General features: G+C 42.5%; 19 protein-coding genes. 8 read left to right on the top strand and 11 right to left on the bottom strand.

Annotated elements, in window-relative coordinates; all coding sequences use genetic code 11:
• The first annotated feature begins 98 nt into the window (after nucleotides 1-98).
• The 5 genes from F6J99_RS25710 (at nucleotide 99) to F6J99_RS25730 (ending at nucleotide 2,558) form a co-directional block, all read left to right on the top strand.
• Nucleotides 99-359: a hypothetical protein gene (locus F6J99_RS25710; protein WP_293116549.1), complete on the top strand. Its 261-nt coding sequence runs from the start codon at nucleotides 99-101 to the stop codon at nucleotides 357-359.
• Between the two features lie 15 nt (nucleotides 360-374).
• Nucleotides 375-1,256, top strand: coding sequence for a hypothetical protein (locus F6J99_RS25715; RefSeq protein ID WP_293116551.1), 882 nt, complete (start codon nucleotides 375-377; stop codon nucleotides 1,254-1,256).
• Between the two features lie 66 nt (nucleotides 1,257-1,322).
• Nucleotides 1,323-1,520 (top strand): hypothetical protein, encoded by a 198-nt coding sequence (locus tag F6J99_RS25720; RefSeq protein WP_293116553.1) that lies wholly within the window; start codon nucleotides 1,323-1,325, stop codon nucleotides 1,518-1,520.
• A 104-nt stretch (nucleotides 1,521-1,624) separates the two neighbouring features.
• A complete protein-coding gene (locus tag F6J99_RS25725; protein WP_293116555.1) occupies nucleotides 1,625-1,855 on the top strand; it encodes a hypothetical protein in 231 nt (76 codons plus the stop codon).
• Complete coding sequence (locus tag F6J99_RS25730; protein ID WP_293116556.1) at nucleotides 1,842-2,558, top strand: hypothetical protein; 717 nt, start codon at nucleotides 1,842-1,844, stop codon at nucleotides 2,556-2,558. Before F6J99_RS25725 ends, F6J99_RS25730 begins: the two co-directional genes overlap by 14 nt.
• A 17-nt stretch (nucleotides 2,559-2,575) precedes the next feature.
• Here F6J99_RS25730 and F6J99_RS25735 read toward each other — a convergent pair whose 3' ends face one another.
• The 8 genes from F6J99_RS25735 to F6J99_RS25770 form a co-directional block, all read right to left on the bottom strand.
• Nucleotides 2,576-3,628 (bottom strand): M28 family peptidase, encoded by a 1,053-nt coding sequence (locus tag F6J99_RS25735; protein WP_293116558.1) that lies wholly within the window; start codon nucleotides 3,626-3,628, stop codon nucleotides 2,576-2,578.
• A 551-nt stretch (nucleotides 3,629-4,179) separates the two neighbouring features.
• Nucleotides 4,180-6,132: an NAD(P)-binding domain-containing protein gene (locus F6J99_RS25740; RefSeq protein ID WP_293116560.1), complete on the bottom strand. Its 1,953-nt coding sequence runs from the start codon at nucleotides 6,130-6,132 to the stop codon at nucleotides 4,180-4,182.
• Complete coding sequence (locus F6J99_RS25745; RefSeq protein ID WP_365974167.1) at nucleotides 6,132-7,079, bottom strand: sulfite exporter TauE/SafE family protein; 948 nt, start codon at nucleotides 7,077-7,079, stop codon at nucleotides 6,132-6,134. The genes F6J99_RS25740 and F6J99_RS25745 overlap by 1 nt, the downstream gene beginning before the upstream one ends.
• 535 nt (nucleotides 7,080-7,614) lie before the next feature.
• Complete coding sequence (locus F6J99_RS25750; protein WP_293116562.1) at nucleotides 7,615-8,739, bottom strand: transposase; 1,125 nt, start codon at nucleotides 8,737-8,739, stop codon at nucleotides 7,615-7,617.
• Nucleotides 8,726-9,355, bottom strand: a complete 630-nt coding sequence (locus F6J99_RS25755; protein WP_293116564.1) for an IS607 family transposase — start codon at nucleotides 9,353-9,355, stop codon at nucleotides 8,726-8,728. The genes F6J99_RS25750 and F6J99_RS25755 overlap by 14 nt, the downstream gene beginning before the upstream one ends.
• 54 nt (nucleotides 9,356-9,409) lie before the next feature.
• Nucleotides 9,410-9,643, bottom strand: a complete 234-nt coding sequence (locus tag F6J99_RS25760) for an FAD-dependent oxidoreductase (protein WP_293116566.1) — start codon at nucleotides 9,641-9,643, stop codon at nucleotides 9,410-9,412.
• Nucleotides 9,644-9,699: 56 nt separating this feature from the next.
• Nucleotides 9,700-10,800 (bottom strand): transposase, encoded by a 1,101-nt coding sequence (locus F6J99_RS25765; protein WP_293116568.1) that lies wholly within the window; start codon nucleotides 10,798-10,800, stop codon nucleotides 9,700-9,702.
• On the bottom strand, nucleotides 10,787-11,416 hold the full coding sequence (locus F6J99_RS25770; RefSeq protein ID WP_293116569.1) for an IS607 family transposase: 630 nt from the start codon (nucleotides 11,414-11,416) through the stop codon (nucleotides 10,787-10,789). Before F6J99_RS25770 ends, F6J99_RS25765 begins: the two co-directional genes overlap by 14 nt.
• A 356-nt stretch (nucleotides 11,417-11,772) precedes the next feature.
• Here F6J99_RS25770 and F6J99_RS25775 point away from each other — a divergent pair, with 356 nt between their 5' ends.
• Entirely contained in the window at nucleotides 11,773-11,901 is a 129-nt protein-coding gene (locus F6J99_RS25775; RefSeq protein WP_293116571.1) for a hypothetical protein, read from the top strand.
• Nucleotides 11,902-11,913: 12 nt separating this feature from the next.
• Here the strand turns inward: F6J99_RS25775 and F6J99_RS25780 are convergent, their stop codons facing one another.
• The 3 genes from F6J99_RS25780 to F6J99_RS25790 all read right to left on the bottom strand — a co-directional run bounded on the left by F6J99_RS25780 (nucleotide 11,914) and on the right by F6J99_RS25790 (nucleotide 15,202).
• Entirely contained in the window at nucleotides 11,914-13,005 is a 1,092-nt protein-coding gene (locus F6J99_RS25780) for an SGNH/GDSL hydrolase family protein (protein WP_293116573.1), read from the bottom strand.
• A gap of 291 nt (nucleotides 13,006-13,296) precedes the next feature.
• Nucleotides 13,297-13,440, bottom strand: a complete 144-nt coding sequence (locus F6J99_RS25785; protein ID WP_293116575.1) for a hypothetical protein — start codon at nucleotides 13,438-13,440, stop codon at nucleotides 13,297-13,299.
• A gap of 286 nt (nucleotides 13,441-13,726) precedes the next feature.
• The gene (locus tag F6J99_RS25790; RefSeq protein WP_365974172.1) at nucleotides 13,727-15,202 is read right to left on the bottom strand and encodes an S-layer homology domain-containing protein; all 1,476 of its coding nucleotides are present in this window, start codon (nucleotides 15,200-15,202) and stop codon (nucleotides 13,727-13,729) included.
• Between the two features lie 220 nt (nucleotides 15,203-15,422).
• Between F6J99_RS25790 and lepB the strand changes: the two genes are divergently transcribed.
• Nucleotides 15,423-16,055 (top strand): signal peptidase I, encoded by a 633-nt coding sequence (gene lepB / locus F6J99_RS25795; protein WP_293116579.1) that lies wholly within the window; start codon nucleotides 15,423-15,425, stop codon nucleotides 16,053-16,055.
• 879 nt (nucleotides 16,056-16,934) lie between these two features.
• Nucleotides 16,935-17,759, top strand: coding sequence for a PEP-CTERM sorting domain-containing protein (locus tag F6J99_RS25800; RefSeq protein WP_293116581.1), 825 nt, complete (start codon nucleotides 16,935-16,937; stop codon nucleotides 17,757-17,759).
• Nucleotides 17,760-17,799: the final 40 nt, after the last annotated feature.

Consider the following 17,799-nt stretch of genomic DNA (forward strand, 5'->3'; position numbering starts at 1 on the left):
TGTTTTTTTGTTTTCAAGCTGTAGACGGCAGACGAGATGGAGAATTGAGGGTGAGGGGAGTTCTGGTGTTTGGGAGTCGGAAGTGGGGAGATGGGGAGATGGGGAGATGGGGAGATGGGGAGATAGGGAGATGGGGAGATAGGGAGATGGGGAGATGGGGAGATGGGGAGATGGGGAGATGGGGAGATGGGGAGATGGGGAGATTGGCGGAAGAGAAAGTTGTACGTTTGACCGCAACTTGGTATGATTCCGCGTCCGGGCCCCACACTTCCCACACTTCCCTTCTTTTTTACAAAGATGAGCTGCACCCGATGGCTAGTGGTGGCGCGATCGCGTTTTTAATGGTGTTATCGAACTGATGGAGATAGTCAAGTATGCAATTTTTCAAGCCTAAGTCTAGCATAAAAGATACAAATCAACTTATCTTTGACATTGCCGAGTATAACAGAGATAGAGACAGAAAGGAAATCTGTCGTAGATTAAGCTCTTTGAATTTGTATTCACCAGTTGTGAGTAGCAAGGTTGAGATGAAACCTGGTGAGAAGGACACTATTCCTGAGGGAATGATAGAGCTTCCTTCTGTGACTCTTCAATCCCTTAAGTTCGTCCTATTTTTTATTAATAAGAATGATAGGAGGCTTGGGGAGCGTTTCATCATGGTGAGTGTTGCTGAAGCCTTCGATATGATTGAGAAAACCAATGACTTCCAAGGTCTTTTATTTTACAATGACCAAGAATCCTATTTTGGAATTTTGCGCCAAGACTTTAATCGGATCAGAAGGGATTTTTTTCCGAAAGATCCGGAAAAGTTCATGGTTCCTCCAGGTCATAAAATTGTAATGGTTGTTCCTGTCAAGCAGGCAACCATTCAGGCGTTGGAATCAGGCATTTACATTGTAGATTTTGGACAGTACTGCAATAGTGATAAAGTTTTCGCGGAAATTGACCAACTTAATGAGTCCTCAAAACCTGTAAGTATTCTTTGGATTATTCAATATGATTTCATTGCCTATTTGGAATCTACTGGAGGTATTTCCAGTTTTCTAGCAAAGCTCAGTAAAGTGATCAGTTCTAACCCTCATTCCAGAACTATGGTTCTTCCAAAAAACGCAATTTTTCAAGCATCTTTTCGGGATTCGCTTATTCAGTTAGGAGCGCACATATTTTCATCAGGATATAATGATAGTTGTTTCGTGGAAGTACATAAGCCTGATGGCTCAATTACAGTTGGGATGGGCGGAAAACCATTCAGTTAAATGAAAACCTATGGGTTTAGTCAGAGATAGGAAAGTTAAGTCAATTGTTATGGTCTTAAGTCGAATATGGATGGGGTGAGGCGGGGTGAGGAATGGAATGGAATTCTCCTAGGTCGCCGCTATGGGATTGACCGTTCGCGAAGGGTTGGGCTTTGCCCGTGCATGTCACGCTACGCGATCGCAAAAACTAAGCAACCAGATTTTGTAGCTTGCTCGCCCTCTACCCTCACCATAGGAGCGTTGGATTCCGGGTGGCGTTGCTGATTCTGGGTATGATTCCGCCCCCCTAGGGCGTGTTGTCAAAGTCGTTGTATCCTAAAAAATAGTAACGCACCGAACCTGTAAAGACACCCACAGCATAAGGATAGATGACTGAATTCCAGATTCGCCTAGCTCAAATTTCAGATGTAGAACCTATCTTGGATTTTTGCCAATATACCTGGGAAAATCAAAAAGATTACATGCACTTAGTGTTGGAGAAAGGAATTAACAATCCTGACAGAAAAGTTTTTGTAGTTACTCTTGATGATATCCCTGTGGCGATGCAAGAAATCGTTATTTTGTCAAAACAGGAAGCTTGGCTAAGTGCTTTGTCTTGATGCAGTCGCTCATGGGGGAAACCCCCAAGACCGCGCTGCATCGCTGAGAGTAGATCGTCGCTATAGACGGCGAGGTTTATCTAAATTATTAGATGCACATACAAATAAGTATTTATCTCAAGTAAATGTTCCTATATTACGTTACTGTGTCTATTCTGACAATGAAACAATGTTGAAAGTTATATCTCAGCGAGGAGATAAAAAACTAGATAGTTATAGTCTTTATAAAGCTGAGCCTATTGCTTCAGATACCAACCAGTTAATTCAATTAAATCTGAAAAATTTTGATGATATTTGGTCTTTAATTATTAGAAACGATTTATTAGATAACAAACAAACATTTTACACAAAATTAATTACTACATGTCAAAGTATTAATCCTGATTTATTAAAAGAATGTCTGCTTGGTGGAAAAGTTTTCGGATTAATACAAAATGAAAAATTACGAGGTATAGCTATTCAAAGCTACTCGGAACTTTCAGAGGAAGAGTTTTATATTGGTTATCTTCATGGAGAGCCAGAAATTTTGACAGTGCTTCTCTGTGAATTATGTAAATTAGCCTATTCTTTAGGTAAGTCAGTGGTTAAAGGTCTGTTTCCTTTGAATGATAGTTTCGGCAATGCTCTTTCCCAAGCTGCTTTTCAAAGAATAAATCAAGCTGAAATAGGGATATATCGCTCTTCTTTAAAAATTAATTCTTAATTCTTAATTCTTAATTCTTAATTCTTGATCACTGAAGAACTATAGCTTTCAAGAATCTCGATACAATTTGCGATCGCACCCAAATGAGCAATTTCATAACCATGGGTATTTTGAGTAGGAAAACTCAAGCAAGCAGCACGAGCAACATGACCAAACTTCATGGCGATGGAAGCATCAGAGCCAAAACCATCAATAACGGCTAACTGAATCGGGACCTCACAACGTTCTGCCGCTTGTCGCAATTCCCGATTTAACCCTTCATCGTACATGCCATAATTATCTTGAGAGAGCAATACTGGTGCTGGTCCATCTTCGATGGGATACTCCGCAGACAACGGACAAATTTCCAGAGCAATCAAAGCATCTAGAGATTTATTCTGGGTAAAATACAAAGCCCCAATTGCCCCTACTTCCTCCTTTGCTGATGCCACCAAATAGATATCAACTGCCGGAGTTTTCAACCGTTGGGCTAACGTTAGCAAAATCGCCACGGATGCCTTATTATCCAGGGTATAGCTAGCAATATAATCCTTAAGCCGCACAGGTCTCTTACGATGTTTACCAACCACCATACGAGTGCCTGGACGCACCCCAGCCTCTGCCAATTCTGTAGTACTACATTTGGTTTCAATCCAGGCATCTTCCCAACGTAGAGGAGTATCATGCTGCAACGCTTTTTGGGGAGATTCATGGGAAACATGACGTGAGCCAAAGGAGAGAATACCACTAATGGTATAATTATCCCCCAACAGATCCACCACACCCTCACCATAAACCCAAGGAAAAGAACCCCCCAAGCGGCGCACTTCCACCCGTCCTGCGTCACCAATCCGTTTAACAATGGCACCGATTTCATCTTTATGAGCAGTAATCGCAATGGGACTAGCACCAGCATCCTTACCAGGGATTTTAGCAATGACATTTCCCGCCCGATCCTGCCAAGTTTCCACCCCTAAAGCTTGAAACCGATGCAGTAACAATTGGTCAATTTCCCCTTCCGCACCACTGGGGGAATGGTGCATAACTAACTCTTCTATGGTTTTGAACAGTTGGTTGTAATTGTTAGTCATTGTTGGGAACAGGGAATAGGGAGTCGGGAGTCGGGAGTCGGGAGTCGGGAGTCGGGAGTCGGGAATAGTAGGAAAGAAAACCTAGGATTTTTGATCAGGACTTACGCGGTGAAGTTTATTTCGCCCCCCTAGCCCCCCAATGCTGGGGGGTAATGATGTCAAAGTCCCCCAGAATTGGGGGATTTAGGGGGCAAATTCGTAAGTCCTATTGATGTTATGATAACTCAGAATTGGGTTTCATGATCTAATTGAAAACGGTATATAGAGGGAGCTTCGGAGCAGGTAATAGAGCTTTGCTGACAAAATCAGGATGGTTTGAAACCAACATGCCGCCACCAGAGGTAGTAATAATTTTATTGCCATTTGTAAGAAAAACCTAGAATCCCCCAAACTTGTTATCAACAAGTTTGCAAGTATTGCCTTTTCTAAAAACTATACCAATCCGTGTAGGAATTGTGATAATTTTTTTTACCTTTTCCCTACTCCCTACTCCCTACTCCCTACTCCCTACTCCCTACTCCCTGTTCCCTTTGGTATACAACTGTAGAGCATTACCAAATAGTATTTGACTTATGCCACTTAGAATTAGAATTGATAATTTGGAGTGGCCATAACCAGAAATGAAGCCCAATGTAAGTTATTATTTCATTAATTTGATGCATTCGCGGAAGCTTCATTATCGTTTCCAATGATGTTTGAGAAGCACCAGGTCCAGTCAAGCGATAATGTGCTCCTGTTACTGGGCCAGAACAAAACTTCCATAAAAGTCGAGGTTTCTTTAAAAGGTATAGGGGGTTGGGGCGAGAGCCGATCAAATTTGCTACTTTATCCATATAGGAAATCCAGTTTATGAGTACATTAGGCTGCGGCTGAGTTGGAAAACTCAGGGCATTTTCTTTTCGTGTTTGGATGATATCTCGTTCCATAAATCTTGCATCTGGCAGTAAGCGTTTTCCGGCTGCAACTAGAGCAAATAAGCGAGCTTGTAGCTCTCCAGTAGGAGGAATAGCTCCGATTTTTGGACGTGCAAATCCACAAAAGGCTAGAGAATCTCCTATTTCAGGATGGAACATATTCAGATACATATTGCCTGGATGGAGAGCTTGCACATCTTTAGGATACTTAAGAAATGGGAACGAAGGGAAGTAACCATGAGCGAAGATTACTACATCAGCACGATGGCGAATGCCATCAGAGAAAATTACTTCATCTCCATCAAATCCAACTAAGTCCCTACGTAGATTGAGCTTGCCTTCTATCACACGGTGAATGAAGTCATCAGATTTGGTTACGGCTTGGGACATCGGACCAACATCTGAGTTTTTTAGAAGCTGGGTTCGGAAAGCAGATTCTGGCGTGTGGTCTCCAGTATGAAAACAAAGACGACGTTTTAAGGTCATCAACCAGTTTTGTAAAATGATTGGTGGGGCGTTTCGGATGCGGTTAGTGTCGTAGTCATTCGCCATGCCAGTAAGAGGATTGATGCGCGGGATAATAAACTTACCTTTCCGAATACTTAAGTATGTATTTTCAGCAACATAGGAAACTTCTGCGGCAATATCAACGCCAGACTCTCCAGCACCAACAATAACAACATGTTTCCCTCTTAAACCCTCGACTCCTTTATACATAGCTGAATGACGCACTTCTCCAGTAAAGCTATCGAGACCTGGCAACTGGATAGGTTTAGGGATAAGATTGAGTCCAGTACAAATGGCCACGCGATCGCAGTGATGGGGAATTGTTTCACCTGAAACTTGATCGACTGTGGTTACTATCCAACCTCCCTTTTCCTTGGGTTTCACATCAGTTACTGTCTGTCGAAAATGCAAGTGGTTCCAAAATCTAAAATGCTCCACGTAGTTGGCTAGATATTCTAAGTATTCCTGTAATGTGTAGTGTTCAGATGATGAGCTTTTTGGTGGAAAGTCGGAGTAAGCAGTTATCCAGGGCGAAGAGGTCAATCGTACCGTAGCCCAGCAACCTCCAGGGAATTCTCTATTAGGCCGAAACACACCACCTATGTTGTCCTTCCGTTCAAAGCATTGAACCTCTAGCCCTTGCTCGATACATTCTTTTACCACTGCAATACCTATCGGTCCTGCACCTATGACTATAACCGACCTTCGTTGCTCTGAGCACTTAAGTGCGGGTTCTATAGATAACTTCTTGTTTAGGCTCAAAAGTCGAAATTGATCGATTATAAATAGTCCAATCCAGAGCCAAAATACACCTACCATCCATTTAAGCAAAACTGAACCCCCCGAAATTCCCAAAAAAACGCTTGATACTAGCGCAAGTGGTAAAGGTAATAATGCTACTATAAAGATAGTCCAATCTATTAGTTTTGCTACGACTAAATTCCACCAAGGGGTTCTCCTGGCAGCTAATTGCACTGCACGATATATCCCAAATGTATCGTACTGCTCGAAAAGTTCTTCGCCCACATTACTGTTTAATTTAAGATTATTTATTATCGGAGTATTACTATTGACTTGAATCATTATTTAACTGTACCTATTTTTAGATATTTGATTGCATAAATATCAGTGTAATACATCCAGTAATTGAGCAAATAGAACAAGATAAATATTATTAAGCTCACAGAAATAATTGTGACTCTCAAGGTAATTATGAGTAAAGAAGTGAGCAACTCAATCAAGATTAGACCAATAAGAATATTGACAATAGTTTGGCGACGTAATAGGCTGCAAAACATAGCTCCTAAAGGAGCACCGATAACAACTACAGGAACTGCAGCTAGCCAATAACTAAGCGCCGGATCAGTAAAATCTTTGATAAAAAACACTTGTAAAGTAAATCCTATTACAGCATTGATAGCCATCAAAACAACCGAGGTAGGAGTGGCAACTTTCTCACTGATACGAAATAAAAGTACCATTACAGAAAATGTTAAAATGTCAATTCCATTGCCGACTAAAGAACTCATTATTCCTCCCAATAGCCCAGTAAAAAAGAATATTACTCGTTCTATAAAACTCCAATTATTGACTTGTAAATAGTATTGTCTTTTCTTTCCTGACATGATTAAACTAAAGGGTAAACTAGCGATCATCATGGTAAAAGACATCTTGATCATATCTGGGGGAAAAAAATGAGAAAAAAAAGCTAATCCAATCCAAATACCAAATGCTCCTCCAATACTAGCCCAAATGATCGTCCGCCACTCCACCCTAATTCTTGTCACCCAAATTGCTACTGAGGCGGCACTCATACCAACACTTTGAATTGCTAGGGAAAATACCTTAGCATCATGAGGTGAAACATTTAGCAATTTAGTAAATACAGGAAAAGCGACTGCTCCTCCACCAATACTTGTTCCTCCAGCAATTATAGAGCCAAACATCATTGTTAAAGCAATCTCCCAATGATTGTAACAATATGCTATTGCCTCTTGTATACCAAGGGTATTCAGCCAAATACTCCACACTATGAGTGCGATTATTACTATAGTTTTTTGTCTTAAAGTTAAATGAAATTGAGAGATTTTAACAAAATTTAATATTTTTTTTTATTGACATATTTTTTACTATACCAATCCGTGTAGGAATTGTGAGAATTTTTTTTTCCTTTTCCCTACTCCCTACTCCCTACTCCCTACTCCCTACTCCCTACTCCCTGTTCCCTTTGGTATAGTTATGGCTTGCTTGAAAGAAGAAATAAGTTGTGCTAGCTAGTTGCTGCTAAAAAATGTTGTTAATCTCGATTGCGGCACGATAGCCTGATTCTAATACCTAGTTGCATTCAAACAGAGCAGATTGGTTGGATAGGGAGATAGGGAGATGGGGAGATAGGGAGATAGGGAGATAGGGAGATTGGCGGAAGAGAAAGTTGTACGTTTGACCGCAACTTGGTATAAGGCACCTTCCAGCCGTGCCAAGGGGAGGTATGTTCGCCCGCAAAATGTATGCGCCCTTCAGGATTAGCAGTATGTGGCAGTAGTGCAACATTTAACCTGTGTAAACCTACTTATCAGCAGGAATGACCTGTATGGCACCAGGTAAGAACCTGGTGGTTGTTGCCGACAAAGCACGAATCATTATGTTCCGTGCGCCATTCCAATCCCGTGGCAAAGAGAAGCTACATTTCGGGCATTGGAATTTTTTATTACCGCCTAGTTTCTCGTGAATATGCCCACACTCTGGGCAGGTCTTGCTTGTATAAGATTCATTGACTAAGACCACTTTTACATCATTGCGATCTGCCATCTGTATTAAATGTTGACGGAATTTGTAATGACTCCAGGTGAGCAGATTGCGAGCTGTCTTCTTGTTCAACTTCCTAGCTGACTTTACAACCATCTCAGACGTCTCAAATGTTGGTAAAAAGATCAGCTTGTAGTTACTAACGAGAAAGGAGGCCGACTTGTTGCGGGTGTCTTTGATCAAGTCTTGAATCTTTTGGCGTAAACGATGAGCGGCTTTTCTCATTGCTGCGCTTTGGCGCACGCTTCGCGAACGTCTCTGACGTTTTGCAGAGCTTAAGTCAATACGACTCATCAGCCGATCTAATTGCTGACAAAGTCTTTGAATTCTACCAATATCGCTCTTACCTATTTCTATATAATTACTGCCGTCAAATCCAGTTAAAAACGTTCTGATACCGGGATCTAAAGCTATAACTCGATCTTGAAAAGTGGGAGTAGGTTCAATATATTCAGGGAAAATCCCGTACCATTTGCCTTTGATCCAAAGCAATTGGGTACCGTAGATGCACTCGTCAGGAAAACCTTGAGGTGAACGGAAAGACAAGCCTTTGACTTTTGTTGGATACCAGAAGCCTTTTTTAAAATCTCCGGCTTTGAACTTAATAACCTGACTTGTCTGTCGGCAAGACTTGAATTTAGCTTTACCTCCCGACGCCAAAGCCTGCTTAGCCGCGTCGATTGCGTCTGCTACGGCTTCTTGTAACTGATGACCAGGTAATGTTTTCACCCACTCGGGTCTATCAGCATTCCTGGCTAATTTCTGTAAATCATAGGTACTACCTTGGTAGCCGTTTTTGATTGTAGCTATTGACCAGTTGTAGATCCAACGATATGCATTAAGCCAAGTTTTCCAAACTTTATGGAGTTCTTTAGACGGAAACACCCTGATCTTCGAGACACTGTTGGGTGTCAACTTCGAAGTCTTGTTCCGAGGTTTTTTCTTGTACCGCTTTGCTGAGAAGTTTTTGGTATTTCCGGAGTCCGTAAAGCCTAGCAGAGAAACAGTGGAGGATGGACAGGATATCTTCGACCAACTCTTGTTCTGGGGACAATTTGCGTTCATTGAGAACCACGAGCTTGACTCCAGCTTTTTTGCATAACCATTCAAGTAATGGGAATCCAAATCTGACGGCTCTGTCTGGGTAGGCAACGACAAATGCTGAGATATCAGCGCTGTATATTCGTTCCAGTATTTTGAGAAATTTGCGCCGTTTAAAATTGAGTCCCGATCCAACTTCTGTAACAATTTCTGCGTTTGGGTATTTTGACCGTAGAAATTCAGCTTGTCGATCAAGGTCATCGAGTTGGGAATGGGTAGAGACTCTTGCATAGCAGACAATGGGCTTACTTTGCGGAGCTTCTCCTTCGACACAGAACCGTCTTTGGTTTCCTTGGGTTCTGATACTGTCGAGTTTTCCTTCCCGATCCCATCGCCTAAGGGTTGAGATTGAGACGCCGTAGTTTTTGGCTGCCTCCTTTGGAGTGACATATTTCTTCATAGCTTTAATCCTGTCTAACTTTAGAGTAGCACTTTTAGACAGGATTGATAAGGTTTACTGAGCTATTCGGTTAATAGTTGCTCCTCCAGTTACTTGTCCAGCACTCAACAGAACATGTCCACCTTTTGCCCAATTATCTTCATCCCAGCATAGGGATAGACCACCTTCAATATACTCCTCTAGACCAGGAAGCATGGGTTCTAATTGGGCGATCGCATATTCTATTCGTTCTGCTTCACTCATGGTGGCCAGACTCTGCGATCGCTCTCCCTTCATATAGGAAACCAATATAGCCCTTTTATCCAGACAAACTGGATTTTGTGCAACATTTAACCTGTCTAAACCTACTTATCAGCAGGAATGACCTGTATAGCACCAGGTGAAAATCTGGTGGTTGTTGCCGACAAAGCACGAATCATTATGTTTCGTGCGCCATTCCAATCCCGTGGCAATGAAAAACCACATTTTGGGCATTGGAATTTTTTCTTGCCGCCTAATCTCTCGTGAATATGGCCACACTCTGGGCAAGTCTTACTCGTGTAGGATTCGTTGACTATTACCACTTTTACATCATTCCGATCAGCCATTTGTGTCAAATGTTGACGAAACTTGTAGTGACTCCAGGTGAGCAGATTACGAGCCGTTTTTTTGTTTAATTTTCTGGCTGATTTTACAAGCATCTGAGACGTCTCAAATGTTGGGATAAAAATCAGCTTGTAGTTTTTAACAAGAAAAGAAGCTGACTTGTTGTGGCAGTCTTTGATTAAGTCTTGGATCTTCTGACGTAAACGGTGGGCAGCTTTCCTTATTGCTCGTCTCTGACGCTTTGCAGAGCTTAAGTCAATACGACTCATCAATCGATCTAATCGTTGACAAAGTCTTTGGATTCTACCAATATCGCCAGTCCCTATTTCGACATAGCTGACCCCATCAAACCCAGTCAAAAAAGTCCTAATTCCTGGGTCTAAAGCGATCACCTTGTCTTCAATAGTGGGAGTAGGATCAATGTATTGAGGAAAAACACCATACCATTTTCCCTTGATCCACACTAGTTGAGTTCCATAAATGCATTCCTCAGGAAAGCCCTGAGGTGAACGGAATGATAAGCCTTTTACTTTTGTCAAGTACCAAGAACCTTTCTTGAAATTTCCCGCTTTGAATTTGATTACCTGCCTTGTTTCTCGACAAGACTTGAATTTAGCAAAACCATTATTGGCCAACCCTTGCTTTGACGCATCGATCGCATCAGCTACTGCTTCTTGTAATTGATGACCTGGAAGTGTTTTTACCCATTCTGGTCTATCAGCACTTCTCGCTAATTTCTGTAAATCGTAAGCACTGCCTTGATAGCCGTTTTTGATAGCAGCTATTGACCAGTTATAGATCCAGCGATAAGCGTTAAGCCAAGTTTTCCATACTTTATGAAGTTCTTTAGATGGAAACACCCTGATCTTCAAGACACTGTTTGGTGTCAACTTGACCGTCTGGTTTCGAGGTTTTTTCTTGTATCGCTTGGTTGACTTGTTTCTGGTACTTCCTGAGTCCGTAAAGCCTAGCAGAGAAACAGTGGAGGATGGACAGGATATCCTCGACCAATTCCTGTTCTGGGGATAGCTTGCGTTCATTGAGAACCACGAGTTTGACCCCACCTTTTTGGCATAGCCACTCAAGCAATGGAAAACCGAATCTAACTGCTCTGTCTGGGTAGGCGACGACAAATGCTGAGATATCAGCGCAGTATATTCGTTCCAATATTTTGAGGAACTTTCGCCGTTTAAAATTGAGTCCCGACCCAATTTCTGTAATAATTTCTGCGTTTGGGTATTTTGCCCGTAAAAATTGAGCTTGCCTATCGAGGTCATCCCGCTGGGAATAGGTAGAGACTCTTGCATAGCACAGAGTAGGCTTGTAATGCGTTGCTTCTCCTTCAACGCAAAACCGCCTTTGATTGCCTTGGGTTCTGATACTGTCAAGTCTTCCCTCTCTATCCCATCTTCTAAGAGTTGAGGTTGAGACGCCGTAGTGTTGGGCTGCCTCTTTTGGCGTGACATATTTCTTCATGGTGTCTAAACTCCGATGAATCTACTCTAGCAAGTTTAGACAAGTTTGAAAAGTATTGAGCAACTTTTTGGTTAATAGTTACACCTCCATTACTTGCAGGGTAACCGGCTTAGGGTCAAGAGTGGTACAGAGGGTTTTTGGTTTAAGTACTGTCCTGTTTTTGGCGGCGTCAAAGATAGGAACACGGCGGTTTAAGGCGGCTCGTTGATCTAGGAATCCCCGCTATGGGCAAGGCGGGGAGTGTCAAAAAGCCGGTTTGGGGTATATTTGGGCTTTAATTTTGTTCAATTCCCAATAGTAGCAAAAAACTCCTTTGATTTTTTGATGGTACTGGTAAAGATGTAGTGATGTAGGCGTTGGTCTGGTCAAGGTTTCGGGAGCTAAAGTCACGAATTGTATACCACTACCAGGATTTTTCCCGATTTTTGACTCCCGACTCCCGACTCCCGATTCCCAATTCCCGATTCCCAATTCCCGCATTCTAAATTCCCGATTCCCTATTCCTTCTTCCTGATTCCCTTAGAGCCTATCCCTAAAGCCCCCAAGGCGAATAGACCTAAAGCCGTTGCTGGTTCAGGAACATTAGCTGGGTGTGAATGGTTATTATCTGGGTGTGAATGGTTATTATCTGGATTTGGATCCTTCAATGCTGACAGGGCTAAATCCGCAATAATGCGATAAACACCAGTGGTTGGATGTTGTAAATCCCAGAATAAAAACTCCTCGGGATTCTCACATACAAATTGTGCTGCTATATTCACACAAGGACTAGTTACATTGGTCAAACCAAATTCCGTCGGCTGAGCCAGAATTTCCCTAAATGTAGAATTAACATCAACCGGGATGATATTGACCTCTGAGTCAGGAGTCTGACTGAATTGATCGAGTAGTTCAGACAAACCAGAATTATGGTCTTCTGTCAAAGTGTTGAGGGCATCGGTAGTACCAGGAACACGTCCATCAAGTCCCAGAGCAATGGGCGTATTGCCCAAATCTGGCAAGTTAACTACCATAATATTTTTAGCCCCAACATTAGTCAGGTCTTGCAGTGCATCTGACAAATTTGCCAGGGTGGTGACAGTATCTGTAAATGGTTCAAAACTGCCTTGGGTAGGTAGATAATCATTACCACCAGCCCACACTATATACAGAGCATCTGGGTCAGCTGACTGACCGGCTTGTATCAGGGGAAGAGTAAACGCATCAATCTGCTGTTTCAATCCTGGTAAGCCTGTTAATTCAGAAAAGGTAAGAGCGACAGTGTTTTCAGTGCCTGTAGTAGAACCACCAAAAGCAAAATTAATGCCTTGAGTAGGGATAGCACCTGAGCCAAGAGTGGTAAACAGAGTGGGGTTTAATTGCAAATCCCCTGCAAGATAATCCACCGAGTTGGGACCATTGGAAAAACGTCCCTCAAAATAGGGTGGACTAGGGGGAATTTGCTCTGCGGTGGCATTAAAGAGATTGCCTTGATCAACGAGGCTTTCTCCAAAGATATACATCTTGCTAAACAACTCGACAGCATTTGCCTTGAGGGGCAACATTAAAGAGAAAAAGACTAATCCTGTAGCGGCAATTTGTGTCTTCATGATAGTTTGTTACCTTAATTGCAGATAATTATCTCAGATCATGTCCGATTTAATAGTTATCCTTCAGGGTTGATAGTCAATTGAACCTTGAAAATTAACTAACCATAAGCAATTAGCAATTCAAAATTCAAAATTCAAAATTCAAAATTCAAAATTCACAGGCATCGGATCAACCATGTTAGACGTGATTAACCGGACTTGATATCATGTCTGGCATTGACACACTAGACCAATCACCACTAATTACTAACTAATCACAATACCTGTTAGTAATTGTGCTTAAGCACAACTCTAGCGGTTTTCAAATTGGTGAGGTACAGAGTTTCTGGTTTTAGGGAACAGGGAATAGGGAACAGGGAACAGGGAAGAGAAACCCACCCCTAACCCCTCCCAGGAGGGGAAGAGGGAACAGGGCAAAAAGTCTATGTACCTCATTAGGCTAAAAACCGCTATAAAAGCTGTTTTAAAGTGTTTTTTAGTGAGCATTCAGCCGTCAGCCGTAGGCTACGCTACTTGAGGTGCTTATTTTATTCAAAAGCACCGATTGCGCTAAGGGCACGCTGCGCGAACAGTAGCACCTCAAGTAGCCCATAAGCTGATAGCTGATAACTGATAGCTGATAACTGATAGCTTAATGCTGATAGCTGAATGCTGATAGCACCTCAAGTAGCGTGCGCGTAGCGCATATGCTTAGGTTTTTTATGCACCTAATTTTATGCACCTAATTCGATGGCGTAGCTTTTGGTGCCCCTGATGGCTGACTGGTTTGAGGTTTAAGAAACAGTGCTTCTTTGGCAGATTGCCCTTCACCCTGAGAACCGAAATACCAAAGCGCTGCTGCTGCTTCAGCACGGGTGACTGTTTTTTTAGGCTGAAACAATATTGTATAACCAAAGACTCGGCGAATGTTTGCCAAATCGCCATTTCGGAAATCAGCTAAAACCGCTCGCAATGCTTTCGGGTCAATTTCAGCGGTATCTTTGAAGCCCCAGGTTTCTTTCACTGCTTCAATAGAGGCTTTGGGCAAGGCTTTACGAGTATCGAGAGGCACTTTCCACAACATCAGTTTTTCCCTAGTCAAGGGTGCATTTGGACGAAACAATACTGCGGTAGAATCGCCACTGAGGGGACTAGAAATTAATCCAGCATCAGCTAATCCCTGAATATAGGGAAAATCAGGATCCGTACGAGGCACATCCTGAAATGCAGGTTGAGTAGTGTTGGATGCTAAACGGATTTGCAATCCTGGACGATTGGCATAGATCCGATTATTGGCATCCATCAGCCAACGGGCATACTGACGCCGGCTTATGGTTTGATTGGGGGCAAACTGAGTACCTTGACTATCAGCATTGGTCTTTGGATTAGCCGTGTCTGGAGTTAAGACTCCCAATTCTGCCAAATCTGCCACATACTTACGCAAATCTCGGGGGACTTTATCCAAGTCAGTAAATTTCTCTGGTTTTCCTGACCTGACCTGAGCTGGCTTACTCGCCACCTCAGAGGGTTGCGTTGGTTTCTGAGATGGTTGTGGTTTCTGGGATGGTTGTGGTTTCTGAGCTTGTGTGGGTTTTTCAGCTTGTGTGGGTTTCTGAGCTTGTGTGGGTTTCTGAGCTTGTGTGGGTTTTTCAGCTTGTGTTGGTTTCTGGGATGGTTGTGGTTTCTCAGCTTTGGTATCCTTACCATCCCGGACGTACTGAATATCAAATGTAGTCAAACTGCTGTTGGTAGCAACCGCTGGGGGCTTTGATGAGGAGGCAGCGGTGGATTTGCCAGTAGTGGCCACAGAAGGAATGGAAAGGGTAACATCCAAGTCATTACGACGGACGATGAATGTGCCACCATCTTGATCCTCTGGCTGGTCGAGGACTTCCCAGCCTCCCGACTCAAAGGTCTTTTGGTAAAAGTTCTGAATTAAATTAATTGGGTCAGGGGATGACCAAATCGTCAACTTACCTGGACCAGCAGCATCTTTGAGGGGTTCCACTTGTTCCAAGGTTGCTTGTTGATAACGGGGAATCTCAGTGGGGAAGTCTTCTGGCAACGGTACTGACTTCTGTTTCTCGGGAGTAGTTTGAGGCTTATTTGGAGATGGCCGACCCAAGTTTTTGGGTGGGTTATCCTTCAGTTTGGGGTCTGCTCCCAAAGACCGCTGCAAAGCGTCACCTAGGTTAGTGTTGGCGCAGGCACTCAACAAACCCAGAAGACAAACCGCTAAACTCGCACGTAGGACAGAGTGTGGAAACAGCACGGGCATTGTCCAACAACAGTACTCACTTCCTAAACTAACGCAAATTCACAAAAGGGCAATCAAGCGTGTTATCCTGGCTGAGTTGCCAAACTAGGAAAGATGTTTAGGGCAAGGGCTAGGCCAAAATACCCAGTATTGTCAATTTAAATGTCAATTTAAATCTTGTATGGATGCACAGAAAAAGAAATTAGCAGCACCGAGTGAATCTTCTGAATCCGTTCAGGAGCAGCAAGCAGATGCTCAGGGTCAACAATCGGACAAGGGTGGCACGCCATTCTGGAAGCAAGTACAGGAAAATTTCCAGATTATTGCGATCGCACTAGCCTTAGCTCTATTGATTCGAGTATTTGTAGCAGAACCTCGCTACATTCCCTCGGATTCCATGTACCCGACTTTGGGAGTAGGCGATCGCTTAGTGGTGGAAAAAATCTCTTACCGTTTCCATACCCCAAAAGCCGGTGACATTATTGTGTTTGAAATACCGCCACAATTACAAGTTTTGGGTTACTCAAAAGACCAAGCTTTCATCAAGCGGGTGATTGGCACATCCGGTGATACGGTTCAAGTCAAAGATGGCAAAGTTTATCGCAACGGTACTCCTCTAGACGAGGACTACATTGCCCAACCTCCCAGTTATCAGATGGGGCTGGTGCAGGTCCCAGAAAATTACTTGTTTGTGATGGGAGACAACCGCAACAATAGCAACGATTCCCATGTTTGGGGTTTTCTAGGTAAAGACAAAGTCATTGGTCGTGCCTGTTTCCGTTTTTGGCCCTTTAGTGAACTTGGTTCGATGTGAACTTCGCCCTTCAACATCTCGGTAAATTTTCGGTTAATATCAAGCTCGTTGGTATCGTGATCACATCGCCGAGTGGGTAATGGGTAATGGGTAATGAGTTGCCAGTAATTACAATGACCAATTACCCATTACTAATATTAAGCTTGTGTGAACTTAAGCCCTCTACGGATTTCGGAAACTACTATAAGTTTAACTAATCAATTTTCATACTTACGCCTGATGCGAATTGGATGCTCAAGGTATATAATTTCGCTCAACTAACGATGCTCGCTGTTCAAGCTAATTTTTTAAAGCCTTGAGATCACAAGGCTAACTTTAATCAACATCAGGGCTTACTTTCTAAGAGGTTGTCTGAGAAGTATCATTTGCTACATCCAAGCCCCCTAAATCCCCCAAAATTGGGGGACTTTTAGAAGCAAATTGACTCTTCCCCCAAATTTGGGGGGCTAGGGGGGCAAAATTCAGTATCAAAAAACTTTTCAGATATCCTCTAAGTAAGCGCTATAGTTAAGTCTTAAAGTTTAGCAACAATTTATCAATAGTTAATACTTAGTATAAGCAAAATTTATAACTCAATAAAATAAGGATTTTGTGAATCATACCGATTCCTAGTTTCCGAGAGAGAAAAATCTAGTTAAATTTAATGAATATAAACATCAGCAAAAGGTAAATAATTTTCTCTTTTGTAGGTTTCCCGATCTTACTTGGGAGTATCTGACTGATCTCAAGTCCGGTAGCATCAGTATTGTCTAAAACAAGAGTAATCAAGGAAAAAGGGCAAAAAAAAGCCGACTATAAACCAGGGAATCAAACGGACTTGATATCAAATTTCAGAGTAAGGTCACTGTCTACATCTAAGAGTTGCAGCATCAAACTATCATGAAAAAATTACCAATAGCTATAGCTGGGGCAGTGGTTTTTAGCCTAGGAACAATGGGAACAGCCCAGGGGGCATCATTCCTCTCTACTGCCAATGGACAAGTTGGAAAAATCGATACCTCAACCGGAAAATTCACACCATTAAACAGCAACGATATCCCCTTTTTTGATATAGCTTTATCCAATAGTGGTGAGCTATTTGGTGTCACTCCCAGCGCTTTGTATAGTATTGATAAAAGCACAGGCTTATCCTCCCTAATTGGCTACCTTTTTGCGTTTATAAATGCTTTAGGGTTTTCTGATGATGATGATAAAGTCCTTTACGGCGCTGGAGATGATAGTTTTTATACTATTGATACCTCTAGTGGGGCTGCATCATTAGTGGCCAAAATTCCTAACTTCAACAGCAGTGGCGACATAGCATTCGATTCTGTAAATAATCAATTTTTTGCCACATCACTCTCTGTTGATGGCAGCTCTGACATTTTGTTCTCTATCGCTAATGACGGTACAGCTAGTGAAATTGGTAGTATCGGCTTTAGGGATATATTTGGCTTATTCTTTGAAAATGGAACGTTGTTCGGTTACACAGCTGATGGACAACAGATCACCATCGATCCAACCACAGGAGCAGGTACTTTTAGTCAAAATGTCGCCTTCGCGGGTATTAATAGGATCTATGGAGCAGCAGGTTTTTCTAGCATTAATGTTTTTGAACCGATGTCGTTTGTTATTAGCACTACTGTTCCTGAACCGATGTCGGTGCTAAGTCTGCTAGCAGTAGGAGCCTTTGGTGCGGGTGTGCTCTCTAAGCAAAAACTGTAATAGCAACGCTATAGTTAAACGCTATAGTTAAGTGTTGAGA

It is taken from the genome of Moorena sp. SIO4G3 (assembly GCF_010692305.1).
Lineage (GTDB): Bacteria > Cyanobacteriota > Cyanobacteriia > Cyanobacteriales > Coleofasciculaceae > Moorena > Moorena producens_A.